This window comes from Peribacillus kribbensis DSM 17871 (assembly GCF_000430765.1).
GTDB lineage: Bacteria > Bacillota > Bacilli > Bacillales > DSM-1321 > Paraperibacillus > Paraperibacillus kribbensis.
In genome coordinates this window covers 88,024-104,130 of the sequence record NZ_KE387244.1, presented here as the reverse complement: position 1 = coordinate 104,130, position 16,107 = coordinate 88,024, and the positions used below count along the sequence as shown (strand labels likewise).

Below are 16,107 nucleotides of genomic sequence, written 5' to 3'. Positions count from 1 at the left end.
ATACTGGGAATTCCCTGTCAATATAATATTTACCAAACGGCCTCTGAAAAGGCAAAGTCTGTCCACAACCTTTCTTTCCCTCACATGCGATAAAAATAGGAGCTCCACTTATATAGGAATCACCATTAAGGGATGAAGAAAAACTGAAGAAAGCCAATACAGTCTTCCAAACCATACATTTTGACTCATACAGCGCTTCGCGGCTGGATGAGGTAAGCCGTCAAAAACATGTTATGGGGCTCACTATGGTTATGGGATTTCTGGGTCTGACCTTCCTGGTCACATCAGGGTGCATCCTCTACTTCAAGCAGATGGATGAAAGCGAGGAGGAAAAACCAAGCTACACCATTCTCCGCAAGCTTGGCTTTACATGGAGCGGCCTTCTGGGAGGCATCTGGATAAAAGAAGCCTATACATTTGGCATCCCCTTATTGATCGGGCTGCTCCACAGTTATTTCGCAGTCAAATCCGGATGGCTCTTCTTCGGGGAATTGGCTTAATCGCATACCTGCTAAGACTACTCTCTTTCTAATTTATTTGCCTGCTCATGCTGAAGCAGCCACTTTTTCCGCCAAAGTCCTCCGGCATATCCTGTTAACTGGCCGTTGGATCCGATAATCCGGTGGCAGGGAATCACGATGCTGAGCCTATTTCGTCCATTGGCCGTCCCCACCGCCCTGATTGCTTTACCGTTATCAATGGCTGCTGCCAACTCCTTATATGTGGAGGTTTGAGCAAACTTCACGCGGTTTAGTGCTTTCCAGACAGACTGCTGGAAGGGAGTGCCTTCCAGCACATAGGGAAATGAAAATTCATGGCGGATTCCCATAAAATATTCATGAAGCTGAACATGGCACTCCTTCATTACGTCAGGCTGGCCTTCGTTCAGGCCTTGCTCTGCCACTTCACGTTCCGTAAATAAAATGGAATGGATGGCCGAGCTCGTTCCTATAATTTCAAGAATTCCTATTGGAGAATGGTAATATGCCTTAAATACATCATTCATAACAGTGACCTCCATAAATAAAATACTGCATAAGCCTGAAACGGAGCCCATTCCTGCTGCAGCTGCTGCAATTCCTCCGGTTTTGGTTTGCGGTCCATCTCAAGCTCCCTTTTTAAGGCCTGATGCAGACCGGCATCTGCTGCTGGAAATGCCGTTGTATCCCTCAGGCATTTCATCGCTGTGTAATCGGCTGTCCAGGCTCCTACTCCCTTAAGCTCCAGCAATTGTGCTCTTGCCTTCTCTTGAGGAAGTGCCTGTAAGCCGTGCTTGCTTATTTTTCTCTCCACGACAGCTTTGGCGATTCCTATCACGTATTCAGCCTTCCGCCAGGTAAACTGCAGCGGCCTTAACTCCTCTGGCTGTAAAGCTTCAATCCTTCCGGGCTCCGGAAACAGCCGGAAACTTCCTTCTTCTGTTTCTATAGATTCACCAAAGAACTCTACAAAGCGTTTTTTCAGTGTATATGCAAATTTGAGATTGATCTGCTGGCCGATCACAGCCCATGTTAATGCCTCGAACAAGTCTGGGATCCCGATGAGTCTTAGACCATAATACCTTGGAACGATCCGCTCCAGTAATGAATCCTTTGAGGCTGCTTCATAAAAGACAGATAAATCCCGGTCCAAGTCAAGCCATTCCCGGACGAAGAGAGCGGCCTTTCTTCTCCATTCAGCAGAAGGAGGATCAGGCAAAAAGCCGATTCTGATCCGGTTGTCTTCTAATCGAATTTTAAGCGCAAGCTTCTCGCCCGAAAGCTTTATCCCTTTATAAATTTCGCTGCCTATTACGTGATGAGTGGATTCCAGATCTGAACGCCGGAGAAAGACCAGGCATTCCTCTGCATTAAACTCGTTTGGCGGATCAATTTCCACGTATGCCCCAAAATCGCGCCCGCCAATCATTCCGTTTTTACGCTCCGGAATTGGGTTGGAGAACAATCATTAAAACGGCGGAACACTTTATAAAAATTGGATGGACTTTGAAAGCCTGCTTCATAACAGATTTCAAGATTGCTTTTTTCCGTGCTTCTCAAAAGTCCTTTTGCCTTATCGATCCTGAACCTTTCTAGATAGGAACGAGGAGTTTCCAGCGTTTTCTGTTTGAACAGCCGCTCAAAATAATAGGTGCTCATTCCTGTATGCTCCGCGATATCCTGTAATGTGATCCTCTTCTGGTAATGCCCTGCCATATAAGAAATGGCCTTCCGGACCATTTCATCCTGGGGAGATAGCTCGAGCTCCGGCTGGCACCTTTTACAAGGCCGGTAGCCCGCTGCCTCTGCTTCCTTTATCTCATTATAAAACTCTACATTGACTTTCTTTGGTTTCCTGGATTTGCAGCTTGGACGGCAGTAGATCCTGGTTGTTTTTACTGCTGTATAAAAAAGCCCGTCGTACATCTCATCGCAAGCAAGAATCTTTTGCCACTTCTCTTCAAATGAAAGATTTATCTCTGACATAACGTTCTCCTTTCTTGTCAAAGTTCAGTAATCTGACTCTATTTTAACAAGAAGTGTTTCTTCATGGCGTCCATAATCTTGCGGTTATGGTCTGCCCAAACAAAAAAGGGACTGTCCAATGAGTCCCGAAAAGAAAAAGATGAAGAATAACAATAAATATTCTCCACCTTGTTTTTATTGATTGGAGGAGCTGTTATACCAACCCAGTCTAGTAATGTAGAAGGGAAAATTCCGGGTAAACAGCTCATATAGGATAAGACACTTATGTCACACAAATCGGTTTACTCGATTTTCTGGAGAGGCCCATTCATTTTTGGTATAAAGCACATATCCTTAATCCCTTTTCACCGTCTGTGGAGGCTCCTCCAGCAAGCCATGCTTGATCATGATTTTTGCACCCTCGTGGGCATATTCAAATATGTCCTTCATAAAGATCCCTAGTTTAGCTGGAAGGTCATTCCGAAGGCTGAAGGATGTTCCGACCGAGTTGCCTCCAAGGGAGAAGCTGCAGAAGAGGCTGACACAATAAAGCATGATTTTTTCTGAAAATGGAGCGATTTTTGAATTTGTCAGGTTGCCTCCTGCCGTAGAAGGTACCTGAATATCATTTTTCAGGAAGACCTCGCTCATTTCTTTAATAAGGCTTTTAGCAAGCTCCCCGCCTTTTATGAAATACTTTTGGACATCTTCATGCTTTGAGCATTGTGCAAATCCATAAATCAGCTGCATCCCAGCCACATTTGATTCTACCGCATGATAGAGGTGGGCCACTTCAACTGTGCTCAAGGACCTCTTGCCGCTCAAAGGATTAAAACCTCCCAGGTAATTCGAATCCTGTGCAAACTCCACGGATTTCTCCACCGAAACATAGGGAGACCTTGGAATAAGCCCCTTGCGAAGGAGGTAACTTGTACAAATTATATAGTACTTTTGCGTAATCGACGTAAGATCTATAAAAAATTGCATGATGTCTTTCCTGTAAGACATGGTTAAGTTCAAGGTATGCATGGCCATGCTGATTGCTTTAATCATCCGTACAAACATAATATCAAAGCCATTGTCATACAGCTTTGGTGCATTGGTATGTACATCATCCGAAACAAATCCTACCGGCAAAGGCACCCCTTCCTGTTTAAAGATGTCCTCGATCTTTTGAACATATGGATGGATGGCGGAGGAAAGATCCGTCATAATTTTCTTGGCTTCCTCGTCATCCGCTTTACTGATAAAGTATTCCATCATCCTTAGAATCATGGTTTTCTGCTGATAAGTCATCCACAGTGTGCCGATCTCAGATGAGGTAATTTGAGGTGATTCGGGCATAGTTCCTTCCTCCAGCTAAAAGTTTCGCATAGCAGTAAATAAATGTACTGCTTCCGCTTTTTTATTTAGCTTGAGCTTTATTTTCAAAATCATTCATGTGCCGTATATTTTCCTCTCCCACCCCCATTAGATGGCAGGAAAATATCGCTGATTCATGGAATATATAAAAGTTAAGTATGTATAAAGGGGTCTATTTTATGTCAGCATCAATCGAAACGGTTCATCGTATTGTTCAAAACGCAATGGAAACAAGCGGTATACCCGGTGCGGCAGTTGCCGTTAAGGGATTTAACATCTTATGAAGGTACCTATTTACACAGCTATTATGGATTCATCCATCTTGTGAGGGATGGAGGGATTCTATCCATGATCCATCGAGACAGCCAGTTTGATTTACAGCCTCTTCATGGAGATACTTATACAGCAAAAGATGAAAAAGGAAATACCACTTTTACTATAGGATTTCCAACCCCTGCTGCAGAGGAAGCAGAAAAGTGCATTGTCGTTAACAGCAAGGCTTGTCCTGAGTTTGTTCAGACCTATTCAGCCATTCCTGCAGATAGGACAGAATTTGATGGAAGATACAGTGACGGAGTCGATTCTTATGAGGTACGCATAGAAGAAGAATCCTTACTTATCAAAGACACGGTTATGAATAAAGAAATAACCGGGACGGCCATTGAAAAAAAACCAATTCCTGACTCTCGAATATGGCCTGGTCGGCTTTATTTCCATTCAAGGAGAAATCGTTCTGGAATTTGACTACGCCTGGCGCTTTCCAAAACAGAAGGAAGCAGCACCAGTTCTCTAAATTGTCCATTTAGGTTGGAACAGCGAAAATTAAGAAGCCGAAGGGATGCACGGCTCCTTTTGTTTTATGGTAAGGATGATTTTATCCACAAGGATACCGGAACAGCGGTATCCTTTTTTGCTGCTTTCTTTCCTGTTTTTCTCAAGACCAAAATAACCAAAAAGAACGATATAACCGAAATATTGTCAGACTATTCTGAGGCTTGTATACTTGCCCTTAATCTCAGATTGAAAGTGCTTACAATTATTAAAAGGAGGAATACTTATGAAAATTAATTTTAAGAGCCTGACGACATGGGTTGTCATTGCGATAATTATCGGGATTATTTTTGGTGCTTCATTTCCGTCCGCCGGCTCCCAGCTTAAGATCCTTTCTGATATTTTTGTTAAAATGATCAAAATGGTCATAGCTCCGATCATCTTCCTCACCATCACGGTTGGGATTGCGGGCATGGGCGACTTGAAGAAGGTCGGCAGGATCGGCGGAAAAGCTGTTCTTTATTTTGAAATCGTTTCTACATTTGCTCTTGCGATTGGCATCCTTTTCGCCACTGTGTTCAAGCCTGGAGCAGGAGTGAATGCTCACAGTGCAAAGGGTGATGTAACTCAATTTACCAAACAGGCTGCCGAAGGACATCATGGATTCATGGACTTTATCATGGGCATCATCCCGGATAACTTCCTTGGTGCTTTAGCCGGCGGAGAGCTGCTCCCTATTCTCTTTTTAGCCGTTCTATTCGGTATCGCCCTATCCGGCCTTGGAGATAGAGGAAAGTCGGTTATCGGTTTCTTTGAAAAATTGAGTGAGATTTTCTTTAGAATCGTAAATATCATCATGTATTACTCGCCGGTGGCGGCTTTTGGAGCCATCGCTTATACCATTGGTGAATTTGGGATTGGATCTCTTGTATCACTCGGAAAGTTATTCGGTCTAACGGTGTTGGCCATGGCTGTATTCATTGCCGTTATACTTGGCGGGATTGCGAAATTTTACAAGTTTAATATTTTTCAATTCATTGCTTATATCAAAGAGGAAATCCTCCTGGTACTTGGCACTTCCTCTTCCGAATCGGCTCTTCCAAGGATGGTAGAGAAACTCGAACAATACGGCTGCTCCAAATCTGTGGTCGGTCTGGTTATTCCGACCGGATATTCATTCAATCTTGACGGAACCTCCATTTACCTTTCCATGGCAGCACTCTTCATTGCCCAGGCTTTTGGAGTCGACTTGAGTGTTGGTCAGGAAGTAACGCTTCTGGGTGTGTTGATGCTGACATCAAAAGGAGCTGCTGGAGTCACAGGCTCAGGATTTGTGACACTTGCGGCAACGCTTGCTGCCTTCCCTAGTGTTCCAGTGGAAGGAATTGCCCTTCTATTGGGGGTTGACCGATTTATGTCCACTGCCCGTGCGCTGACGAACCTTATTGGAAACGGTGTTGCCACCGTCGTAGTTTCCAAGATGGAAAATGAGTTTGATGATAACCTAAGCCTAAAAGCATCCGTCCGCAGGCCTTCGCCGATCATCGAACAAAACTCTTAACAGCCGCGTATTCCGTGGCTCTTTCTTTTGGATATAAAATAACAAATGCTATAATGTCAGAAAGAGATGATTAGGAGGAAATGATGTGCCCATCACTGTACTGATTATTGAGGATGATCCAATGGTCATGGAAATTAACGCAGGGTTCCTCTCAAAGCTCCATGGATTCAAATTGGCAGGAAAGGCCTACAGCGGGAATGAAGGGCTGGCGTTGATTAAAGAACAATCTCCTAATCTTGTTCTTTTGGATTATTTTCTTCCAGATACAAATGGGCTTTCCCTATTAAAGAAAATCAGAAGCCAGGATTACCCTCTGGATGTTATTCTTTTGACGGCGAACCGGGAGCCCGGGCATATCCAGGAGATTCTCCGCAGCGGAGTATCCGACTATATCATTAAACCTTTTACCTATGAACGGTTCCAGGCTGCGATGGAGCATTTCCGCTTTACCTTTAACAAGCTGAATGAGAATAAGCTTTTGGAGCAGACAGAGATTGATGCCATCACAAAGGTTCATAGAGAATCACCACAGCAGAATGACCTCCTGCCTAAAGGGCTTAATGACCACACATTAAAGCAGGTCCTGCAGTTCCTCGAACAGCAGAGCGAGCCGCTGTCTTCAGAAGAAGCGGCCGCAGGGACAGGACTTGCACGGGTTACTGTCCGGAGGTACTTGGAGTATCTTGAAAAAAAGGGCGATGTTATAATGGAAGTGCAATATGGCTCTGTCGGCCGTCCAATGAATAAGTACAGGCTGTAATTCCCTGCCGAAAGAGGAGAATCCTGTGCACCGGAAAAGGTTTCGATTACGGCTTCAAACAAGGATTATATTATTAGTCTGCAGTGTGGTGGCCATTTCCCTTATCGCTACAGACCTGCTTATCAGTGAAAAAGTGGGCAGCACTGCAAAACACAACTTACAAGAAAAAGCCATGGATATTGCAAGAGTGACAGCCCATTCCCCTCCTGTTGTGGAAGCGCTTCAAAGACCGGGTGATTCAAACACCCTTCCCTCCTACACCAATGAAATGGCCAGATTGTCCAATGTGGAATTCATTGTTGTAATGGATATGAAGGGAATCCGATTATCCCACCCAGATGCGGAGAATATCGGCCGCCGCTTTGTCGGAGGCGATGAGGGCCCTGTTCTTCATGGCAGGGAGCATGTATCTACAGCAAAGGGGACACTTGGATATTCTCTGCGTGCCTTCACTCCGGTCTATTCCAAAGAAGGCAGGCAGATCGGGGCCGTTGCTGTGGGGATATCCCTGGAGAAAGTAAATCAGGACATCCGATCCAGCAAGAAAGCGATTTATGTTTCGGTCCTGATCGGCATTGGAGCCGGAGTAGCGGGAGCCGTTTTCCTGGCAAGGAAGATTAAGAAAAGCACCTTTGGTCTCGAGCCAATTGAAATCGGCAAACTGCTTGAAGAGCGAAGCGCCATGCTGCAATCCACTAAAGAAGGTATTCTTGCCATCGACCAGGAGGCCCGCATTACCCTGATCAATAATGAGGCTATGAGGCTGTTCGGGGAAGCAGGCTTCAGGGATCATCTCATCGGCTGCCTGGCGGATGACTATTTTCCCCAGCTGCAGCTAAAAAGTGTGCTTGAATCGGGAATTCCAAGAATTGATGAAGAAATCCACTTATCGGGAGTTACCCTCCTTGTAAATCAGCTGCCTGTCTTTGTAGGCGGAGAAGCGGCCGGAGCAATTGCCACCTTTCGCACCAGGTCAGAGATACACAGGCTTGCGGAGGAGCTGACCGGGGTGAAGCTTTATGCGGAAGCTTTGCGGGCACGAACCCATGAGTTCATGAATAAGCTGCATGTCATCCTGGGATTGGTACAGCTTGGCCAATATGAAAAGCTCGCACAGTACATCAGCCAGGTTTCTACGAGCCTTGACTCTGAGACCGGCTATATTTCAGGTAAAATCAAGGATCCCGCTCTAGCCGGGTTTATCCTCGGAAAAATGAGCTATGCCCGGGAATCGGGAACTGACATGTCGTTTACGCTGAATGGGGTTTTTCCTGAGGAAGCATCTGATGCTTCCCATGAATATGTCACCATTCTCGGCAATCTGATCGATAATGCCCTGGAATCCATGGCAGGACAAGAAAACAGGCAGCTCTCGGTCCACATTGAATATGACGAACACCATCTTTATTTTGAGATTACAGATAATGGTCCCGGGATGGATCAGGATACCATCCACCGGATCTTTGAAAAGGGATTCTCCACAAAGGGGATAAACCGCGGAATCGGGCTGCATCTCGTAAAAAGCACGCTTAATGAGCTTCAGGGTCATGCTGAAGTCCTAAGCGAACCAGGCAATGGGACAACCTTTATCCTGACAATCCCCTATCCCAGGGCAAGACCCATCATAAAAAGATGAATGATTTGGAAAGCATACAAAAATACATAATTATAAGGGAGCGGTTATTTTGGCTATTGGTACAGGCACCAGCACACATATCATCATGCGTTTACAATTAGATGTGGATGTTTTTTCATTTGCAGAAATCGCAAGCAGCATCTCTAGCGCAGGCGGCGATATTATCGGAGTCGACGTTATTTCTTCGAATAAGACCCATACAATCAGGGATATCACGGTCAATGTCCATGGCTTGAAGCACAGCCAGCTGCTCGGGGAAACCATCTCCAAGCTTAAGGGCGTCAAAGTCATGCAAATTTCAGACCGTACGTTCCTTATGCATCTTGGCGGAAAAATTGAAACAGCATTAAAAACCGGGATCAAGAACCGGGAAGATTTGGCACGCGTTTATACCCCTGGTGTAGCAAATGTTTGTACAGCGATTTCGGAAGATCCTGAAAAAGCCTATTCCTTAACCATTAAAAGAAACACCGTCGCTGTCATATCAGATGGAACGGCTGTGCTCGGCCTCGGGAATATTGGTCCAAAGGCCGCAATGCCGGTAATGGAAGGTAAATCCATGCTGTTCAAGCAGCTGGCCAATGTGGACTCCTTCCCTATCTGCCTTGATACAGAGGATACTGAAGAAATCATCCGCACCATTAAAGCCATTGCTCCGGCATTCGGCGGCATCAACCTTGAAGATATTTCAGCTCCCCGCTGCTTTGAGATTGAAGAACGCCTGAAGAAAGAGCTTGATATCCCTGTATTCCATGATGATCAGCATGGAACAGCGGTTGTCATGCTGGCCGGACTCTTGAATGCTTTGCGCATTACTGAGAAGAAAATAGAAGACATTAAAGTGGTTTTCACAGGCATTGGAGCAGCCGGCATTGCCTGCACAAAGATCCTTCTCTCTGCTGGAGTCAGGAACATCATCGGAGTCGACAGAGAAGGTGCCATCCACCGCGATATAGCATATGATAATCACCATTGGAATGCTTATGCCGAAATGACCAATCCAGAAAACCTAAAAGGATCCTTATCCGAGGTCATTCAAGGGGCCGATGTATTTATCGGGGTCTCTGCTCCGGGAATCCTGACAGTCGAGGATATCAAGACTATGGCGAAGGATCCGATCGTGTTTGCCATGGCCAATCCGCATCCTGAAATTGATCCTGAAGAAGCAGAAGGATATGTAAGGGTCATGGCTACCGGAAGATCAGATTATCCGAACCAGATTAACAATGTTCTCTGCTTCCCTGGTATCTTCCGCGGCGCACTTGACTGCCGTGCAAGCGAGATCAATGAAGAGATGAAGGTCGCAGCAGCAAAAGCCATCGCTTCTGTTGTATCCGATGAAGAATTAAGCGAATCCTACATCATCCCGAGTGTATTTAACGACAAAGTGGTTAAATTTGTCCGCAATGCAGTCGTAGAGGCAGCCCACAAAACAGGCGTGGCCCGTAAAGAACAGCGCTAAGATGAAATGAAGAGGGTCCCATACCGGGCCCTTTTTATTTTGCTTGAAAAACAAAATATTTTGAAATAAATGGTAAAATAGAATAAAGGAGTGATGTCATGTTTTTGAGATTGGTTATTCTTTGTATGATAGCAGGTGCTATTCTTTTTACCGTTATCGCATCTTATATTTCCAAGAAAAGAAACCGCCCCTTTAATCCAAACGAAGGAATCAAGAATGCCTCTAATTCTCAGCAGGTCTATACAGAACACTCCATTGACCGCAGCAAACAAAATCCCAATAACTTTTTACAATAAAAAGGAGCTGCTGCCAGCTCCTTTTTTTTCAATTCTATACTACTTTGCAATGCCTGCAGCCTTTCCAACAAAAATTGAGCTGTGATTGTCTTTGAGCCCTGAAAGCTTCATGACCTATGGCAGCTGATTAAAACCTGCCCTAAGTGAAGCGCCTGGAACGGAACTCAGGCAGCCCCATTTTACAACTACTTTATCAAGCAGGCACACCCGTCTTCTCTCGTTCCTTCCGCTTCTCCTTGATAAGGATTCCCCCTATCAGCCCGAGAAGGGCAAAGCTTAATGAAATGATGAACCCATAATGATATCCGGTACTGCTCGGAGCTGAATGAAAATGATCCAGGACCTTGCCGAAAATGGCCGGCAGCAGGACTGCACTTAAAAACCCGCCTGTATTCGCAAATCCGGAAACAACTCCGACCTCTTTAATGTCAAATGATTTACGGACGACCGCAAACGTCAGGGCGCTTGCTCCATTTCCATAACCAATGATCAAGAATAGGATGACCATCATGAAAAACGGCGGCTTCCCATTCCAGAGGAAAAAGGCTGTCCAGCTTAAGAAAATCAAGATATGAACGGTAACGTAAGGCTTCTTCAATGAATCCATCCTGCTTGAGATCCAGCTTGTTAACGGCGCTCCAACTATGGCACCGAACAGTCCGAGCATAATCAGCTGGCTCGCACCTGAACGAGACATTTCATATACATGCATTCCATACGGGACCGCCCAGGAACCTATGAAACCTACATACGTGCCTACAGCTCCAAAATGGCAGAAAAAAGCCGCCCATGCCTGCCGGCTGGTAAAAATACGTTTTAGAATGACGGAGGTCTTTTCCCTGGCAGCTTTAGAAGGCGCCTTTGGCTTTGCTTTCTCCCATTTTCCGGGCTTATAAACCAGTACAAAATATAAGAGAACCGCACAAAGGCATAAAAGGACTCCGACTGATAAAAACGGCAGCCTCCAGCCTGAAAAGGCAATCCATGCTGAAAAAGGGACCGTTGCCAGCAGGAACCCCAGGCTCCCCGTCATGCCTGCCATACCAAGCAGGCTGACAAATTCCTTCACTTTAAACCATTGGCTTAGTATCAACACTAGATTTACCCAGATGGTTGCATCTCCTATGCCTACCAGCAGCCTTGCCAGCAGCAGGATGTATTCATTTCCAGCAAGACTGTACATAACCGTCCCTAAGCCGTTAAGTAAGGTTCCGGTAATTAGAAAAAAATTTGGGCCAAAACGGTCTGACAGGATTCCAATCGGTACCTGAAGACTCGAATAGGCTAAAAACTGAATGCTTGTCAGAAGTCCTATAACAGATGCTGAAACGCTAAAGTCCTTCATTAGTTGATCAGAAATTAATCCCGGTGCCGTTCTCTGGCTGACAATCAATAAATACGCAAGTAATACCGAGATAAAAACAATCCATCTGTATTTGCTATTTTGTTTGTCCACTTCTCTCTACTCCTGTTGTCATGTGATTCTGTTATTATACTCCTTATTTCCATTTTGATGGGGGTTAAAGCCCTCCAGTCATAAAAAAACTGAACGCCTGCTGCCAACAGAAAACGTTCAGTCCATTCCATCAAGTATTATGTTCTAAGAGCGCTGGTCAAGGAGTTCAGCGAAGCCGCTAATCCGCTTAGATCAGCTGAAATACGATCAATACCCTCTATAGACTCCATTTGTTTTTCAGAGGCCCGGGAGATACTTTCACTGCTTTCAGCGGATATCCTAGCCACCTCGGTCATCTTCTGCATGGACAAAACTACCAGGCCAGAGTCTAATGCAAGGTTATCGGATACTGCAGCTGCTTCTTTGATCTGCTCATATACTTTGTTTGTAGATTCCTGAATCCTTTCAAAAACATGTTCTGTCTGGCTGATAAGCACAATTCCCTTTTCTACTTCTTTTTCTCCTGTTTTCATGTCTGACAGGGCCAGATTGGTTTCAGTCTGAATCTCTCTAATTATCCCAGCCACTCTTTCTACCGATTGATTCGATTTTACTGCGAGTTTCCTGACTTCATCTGCCACCACTGAAAAGCCCCTGCCATATTCCCCTGCCCTTGCAGCTTCAATCGCGGCATTCAAGGCCAATAAATCCGTTTGGTTTGATATGTCGGAAATAACCTGTATGATTTCATTAATCTCCTGTGATCGCTTTCCTAAATTCATAATAATGCTGGATAAGCTTTTGAAAGCATCAAAAATCGTGCTAATCTGAATTGCCGTACTTTGAAGGGCCTCCTTCCCTTCACTTGTTCTATCAAAGGTCTGACCAGACGCCTCTACTATTACAGAGGAGCTTTTGGCAATCTGCTGTACCCCTTCAGCCATATTCTTCATCAAAGCTTCACTGTCATAAGCCATGGTGAGCTGCGAGTCTGCCCCCGAAGCCATCTCCTGAATGGATGAGGTAATCTGATGAATCTCCTGCTGAGTTTCTGCCGAGTTCATCTTTAAGTTTTTCACAGTGTCGAAAACATCCTGACTTGTATAGGATAGCTGATCCATCATTTTTTCAATGGTGAGTTGATTTTCTTCATTTTCCTTTTTCAAGACTTCTGTATATCTTTTTTTCGCTAAGATCTGCCATGTTGTCGCACCAGAAGTAAATACTAGATATACTACATGAATCAACAGCATGGATAATGTATAACTGGATGCCCCAAAAATAATGGGAGTAAAGGATGGAATAACAAAGCCCACTAAATGCTCCAATGCAAAAATTCCTGTCATAATAAAAATCAGCATAACCTTTTCATAATAGGCGATCATGGCGACAACCATAAAGATAGAAAAATGGTATTCTACCATCCCCTGCCCGCTAATAACCGTGCTAATACTTGTAAAAGCCAGGGTGAAGGTAACTAGGTACGGAATTAAAAGCTGATAGTGTCCAAGTTTATAAAGAATGACGGAGAGAATCAATAGAACGACTGGAATGGCCAGGGCACTAAAGAGAATAAAATGTTTCACATGAAACATTCCCTCATGCCCTTTAACGGTAACCATAAGGCTGCCCTGATCAAGAAAATAAACAATGATGGAGCTGAAGACTGCACAGGTTGAGAGATAAATCATCAAGCGATTTTTATTTAAGTCCATTTGAAACACCTTTCTGATGGTCACTAAAATGAGAGTTGAATATCTTATTAAGCTGCACTTTTTTTCAGCTTGCTGAACAGAAGTCAAAAGAACAGCCAAACGATGTATGCTACTTAACCTTCTGAATGAGAGTAAAGCTATAAATGGCTGCCAAACCTACCACCACATAAATAATTCTTGCCAGCACACTGTCCATTCCTCCTGTAATGCCGCCCACAAGATCCCATTTAAATAGTCCTACTAAGAGCCAATTAAGCCCTCCAATAATGATTAAAATAAGCGCAACGATATTCAAGGTTTTCATTCCCACGACTCCTTTGTATGTTTTTTGTATAACTTTATATATTTATTTATACAAAACTTATACAAAATTAGCAAGAATTTCTTTCCAATCTCATTTTCCCCTTTGAAAATATCATATCTAGAATTCATGTACAATTTATGTATAATTATTTGTAGAAGGAGGAGAGGTATGTACACCATTAAAAAAGTATCAGAATTGGTGGGTATCCCCACAGTAACCATACGGGCCTGGGAAAACAGATACCATATCATCACTCCACAGAGAAGTGAAGGCGGCCATCGCCTGTACAGCGAAGCAGATATCCAAATCTTACGATGGTTAAAGTCGGAAATGGAAACGAAGGATTTAAAAATAAGCGAGGCTGTGCGAATGTTAAAAGCCACGCCAGAATCTAATGCTTCAATTGTTCCTATAGATGAATTTACAGACACATCATACCAGAGTCTGGGTGTCAGGCTATACCGGAATCTTGTGGATCTCGAAACCGAGAATGCCAATAAAGCCATTGATTTGGCGTTTTCCTTATACCATTATGAAGAAGTAATTCATAAACTAATGATTCCCACTCTCTTTCAGATAGGCTCTGATTGGGAATCCGGGAAACTTACAGTAGCCCAGGAGCATTTTTCGTCCGAACTCATCATGCAGCGGTTCACCAGTTTTTTCAGACTCCTGCCGACCAACCCTCAATTGCCAAGGGTCCTGGCTTTTTGTCCTGAAGGAGAGCATCATCATATCGGGCTGATGGTGTTTAGTTTATTTTTAAGAAGAAAAGGCATCGAGGTTATTTATCTAGGGGCGGACACCCCCTATTCCGGATTAATCCAGCTCATTAAACGAAAGCAGATTGCAGCTGCAGCCATATCTCTAACGGATCGAAGGCATCAGGAAGCATTGAATGGCTGGATACAAAGCTGCCATGAAGAAGTTCCAAACCTATCGTTTGTCGTGGGAGGCAGCGGAGTGGATGAGATTTTCGCCCAGTCATCAAGGCTGATTTACCTGGCGGAAGAATTGGACTGGGATGCTTGGTTTGATCATGTACTACTCAAGCAGGTATAAAGCAAAGGCTGTTGCTCATGCAACAGCCTTTGTTTACGTTAGATTAGAAGCTCGGATTGAAGCACCGGAAAAATGGTGAATGCCAGGATGATGGTAATCAGGGCAGCCACGATCATGGCGATACTCGCAAATGTCCCTTCAAGCTCACCCAGCTCAAAAGCTTTGGATGTACCCGCACCATGGGCGCTCATCCCGAGCATCAGACCTTTTGCTGTTGATTTCTCTATTTTCAGCATCCGGATCCATAAGGGGCCGACCAGTGCTCCCGTGATACCGGTAATAATGACAAAAACCGCTGTCAGGGTAGGGACTCCCCCAATGGTTTTCGATATATCCATCGCCACCGGCGTTGTGATCGATCTAGGAACCAGGCTGGTTGTAAGGGAAGGCCCCAGCTGCAGCCAGAGTGCATAAAAAAAGGATGAAATGATGGCTGCAGCGGAGCCTGCCGTGATGCTCGCTATAATTTCAAATAGATGCTTCTTCAATAATTTAAGCTGCCTGTACATCGGCAGTGCAAAGGATACTGTGGCCGGTCCCAATAAGAAGCTCAGCCATTTTGAACCGCTGTAATACGAGTCATAGGAGGTATGCGTCGCAATCAATAATATGATAAGCACAATGGGACTGATAAGCAGCGGAGTCAAAAAGAATAAATTCCACCGGCTATACGATTGTTTACTGATTTTATAAACTAAGTATGTGAACAGGATACTAACGATTTTTGTCAGAAGAACCATTGACAGCACCCCTTCCACGTTTTGATATATATTGTGCCGTAAGTCCCGTGACGGCCATCACAGTCAGCGAACTGAGGACAATGACAATTAAAAGGCTTACCCATTTTGATCCTATCGCCTTCTGATAATTCACAATCCCGACCGCTGCCGGAATAAAGAACAGCATAAGCTCTGCCAGGAGCCAGTCCGCCCCTTTCTCGATCCACTCTACTTTTATGATTTTCAGCTGAAGCAGCAGAAATAGAATTACCAGGCCCACAATCCCTCCAGGAATGGGAATGTCCAGGTAATTCGATATCATGGAGCCAGCTAAATATATCAAAGTCAGAAAAGCAACTTGTATAACAATTTTTATGATTTTCATATTTCCTTGCTCCTGTAATATCATTCTTTAAGGGTTATTTTGTCTCAAAATTCCCTTTTTTACTTAAAGATACATTTTTCTATCGTATTCCTTTTTATTATATTAGTAAAGTATTTAATCGGAATAATTTTCATTCCGTTTGGTTATAAAACCATAGACTTTAAAGGAAATGCTTTGGAAAAGCGGGGGCGATGAACAAGGGGCTGCTTGAAACGAAGGAACACTCCGTTAATT

The 16,107-nt window shown here is 44.3% G+C and carries 16 protein-coding genes and 1 pseudogene; 8 read left to right on the top strand and 9 right to left on the bottom strand.

Annotated elements, in window-relative coordinates; all coding sequences use genetic code 11:
• Window positions 1–125 precede the first annotated feature (125 nt).
• A pseudogene (locus tag H539_RS33320) lies at window positions 126–488 on the top strand (bacitracin ABC transporter permease); the annotation flags it as partial.
• A gap of 29 nt (window positions 489–517) precedes the next feature.
• On the opposite strand, the gene H539_RS0125660 reads toward H539_RS33320, so the two are convergent.
• From H539_RS0125660 to H539_RS0125645, 4 genes are all read right to left on the bottom strand, one after another.
• On the bottom strand, window positions 518–1,006 hold the full coding sequence (locus tag H539_RS0125660) for a methylated-DNA--[protein]-cysteine S-methyltransferase (protein ID WP_026695899.1): 489 nt from the start codon (window positions 1,004–1,006) through the stop codon (window positions 518–520).
• On the bottom strand, window positions 1,003–1,908 hold the full coding sequence (locus H539_RS0125655) for a DNA-3-methyladenine glycosylase family protein (protein ID WP_026695898.1): 906 nt from the start codon (window positions 1,906–1,908) through the stop codon (window positions 1,003–1,005). The genes H539_RS0125660 and H539_RS0125655 overlap by 4 nt, the downstream gene beginning before the upstream one ends.
• Window positions 1,905–2,465: a bifunctional transcriptional activator/DNA repair enzyme AdaA gene (locus tag H539_RS0125650; RefSeq protein ID WP_026695897.1), complete on the bottom strand. Its 561-nt coding sequence runs from the start codon at window positions 2,463–2,465 to the stop codon at window positions 1,905–1,907. Before H539_RS0125650 ends, H539_RS0125655 begins: the two co-directional genes overlap by 4 nt.
• 333 nt (window positions 2,466–2,798) lie before the next feature.
• The gene (locus H539_RS0125645; RefSeq protein ID WP_026695896.1) at window positions 2,799–3,788 is read right to left on the bottom strand and encodes a DUF3231 family protein; all 990 of its coding nucleotides are present in this window, start codon (window positions 3,786–3,788) and stop codon (window positions 2,799–2,801) included.
• A gap of 366 nt (window positions 3,789–4,154) precedes the next feature.
• On the opposite strand from H539_RS0125645, the gene H539_RS0125635 reads away from it, so the two are divergent.
• The 6 genes from H539_RS0125635 to H539_RS0125605 all read left to right on the top strand — a co-directional run bounded on the left by H539_RS0125635 (window position 4,155) and on the right by H539_RS0125605 (window position 10,292).
• Window positions 4,155–4,550, top strand: a complete 396-nt coding sequence (locus tag H539_RS0125635; RefSeq protein ID WP_026695895.1) for a hypothetical protein — start codon at window positions 4,155–4,157, stop codon at window positions 4,548–4,550.
• A gap of 313 nt (window positions 4,551–4,863) precedes the next feature.
• Window positions 4,864–6,138, top strand: a complete 1,275-nt coding sequence (gene dctA / locus H539_RS0125625) for a C4-dicarboxylate transporter DctA (RefSeq protein WP_026695893.1) — start codon at window positions 4,864–4,866, stop codon at window positions 6,136–6,138.
• A gap of 85 nt (window positions 6,139–6,223) precedes the next feature.
• A complete protein-coding gene (locus H539_RS0125620; protein WP_026695892.1) occupies window positions 6,224–6,898 on the top strand; it encodes a response regulator in 675 nt (224 codons plus the stop codon).
• Between the two features lie 25 nt (window positions 6,899–6,923).
• Window positions 6,924–8,534 carry a DcuS/MalK family sensor histidine kinase gene (gene dcuS / locus H539_RS0125615; RefSeq protein WP_026695891.1) on the top strand — a complete coding sequence of 537 codons (1,611 nt, stop codon included), beginning with the start codon at window positions 6,924–6,926 and terminating at the stop codon, window positions 8,532–8,534.
• An 85-nt stretch (window positions 8,535–8,619) separates the two neighbouring features.
• The gene (locus H539_RS0125610) at window positions 8,620–9,996 is read left to right on the top strand and encodes an NAD-dependent malic enzyme (RefSeq protein WP_425414771.1); all 1,377 of its coding nucleotides are present in this window, start codon (window positions 8,620–8,622) and stop codon (window positions 9,994–9,996) included.
• 98 nt (window positions 9,997–10,094) lie between these two features.
• Window positions 10,095–10,292, top strand: a complete 198-nt coding sequence (locus tag H539_RS0125605) for a hypothetical protein (protein ID WP_026695889.1) — start codon at window positions 10,095–10,097, stop codon at window positions 10,290–10,292.
• A gap of 193 nt (window positions 10,293–10,485) precedes the next feature.
• On the opposite strand, the gene H539_RS0125600 is transcribed toward H539_RS0125605, so the two are convergent.
• The 3 genes from H539_RS0125600 to H539_RS0125590 all read right to left on the bottom strand — a co-directional run bounded on the left by H539_RS0125600 (window position 10,486) and on the right by H539_RS0125590 (window position 13,707).
• Window positions 10,486–11,748, bottom strand: coding sequence for an MFS transporter (locus H539_RS0125600; RefSeq protein ID WP_026695888.1), 1,263 nt, complete (start codon window positions 11,746–11,748; stop codon window positions 10,486–10,488).
• A 137-nt stretch (window positions 11,749–11,885) separates the two neighbouring features.
• Window positions 11,886–13,403 (bottom strand): methyl-accepting chemotaxis protein, encoded by a 1,518-nt coding sequence (locus H539_RS30425; RefSeq protein ID WP_155890276.1) that lies wholly within the window; start codon window positions 13,401–13,403, stop codon window positions 11,886–11,888.
• Between the two features lie 109 nt (window positions 13,404–13,512).
• The gene (locus tag H539_RS0125590) at window positions 13,513–13,707 is read right to left on the bottom strand and encodes a DUF378 domain-containing protein (protein WP_026695887.1); all 195 of its coding nucleotides are present in this window, start codon (window positions 13,705–13,707) and stop codon (window positions 13,513–13,515) included.
• A gap of 168 nt (window positions 13,708–13,875) precedes the next feature.
• Between H539_RS0125590 and H539_RS29785 the strand changes: the two genes are divergently transcribed.
• On the top strand, window positions 13,876–14,769 hold the full coding sequence (locus H539_RS29785; protein WP_051348811.1) for a MerR family transcriptional regulator: 894 nt from the start codon (window positions 13,876–13,878) through the stop codon (window positions 14,767–14,769).
• A gap of 38 nt (window positions 14,770–14,807) precedes the next feature.
• On the opposite strand, the gene H539_RS0125575 is transcribed toward H539_RS29785, so the two are convergent.
• Window positions 14,808–15,509 carry an LrgB family protein gene (locus tag H539_RS0125575; protein WP_026695885.1) on the bottom strand — a complete coding sequence of 234 codons (702 nt, stop codon included), beginning with the start codon at window positions 15,507–15,509 and terminating at the stop codon, window positions 14,808–14,810.
• Complete coding sequence (locus H539_RS0125570) at window positions 15,484–15,873, bottom strand: CidA/LrgA family protein (RefSeq protein ID WP_026696033.1); 390 nt, start codon at window positions 15,871–15,873, stop codon at window positions 15,484–15,486. Before H539_RS0125570 ends, H539_RS0125575 begins: the two co-directional genes overlap by 26 nt.
• Between the last annotated feature and the right edge of the window lie 234 nt (window positions 15,874–16,107).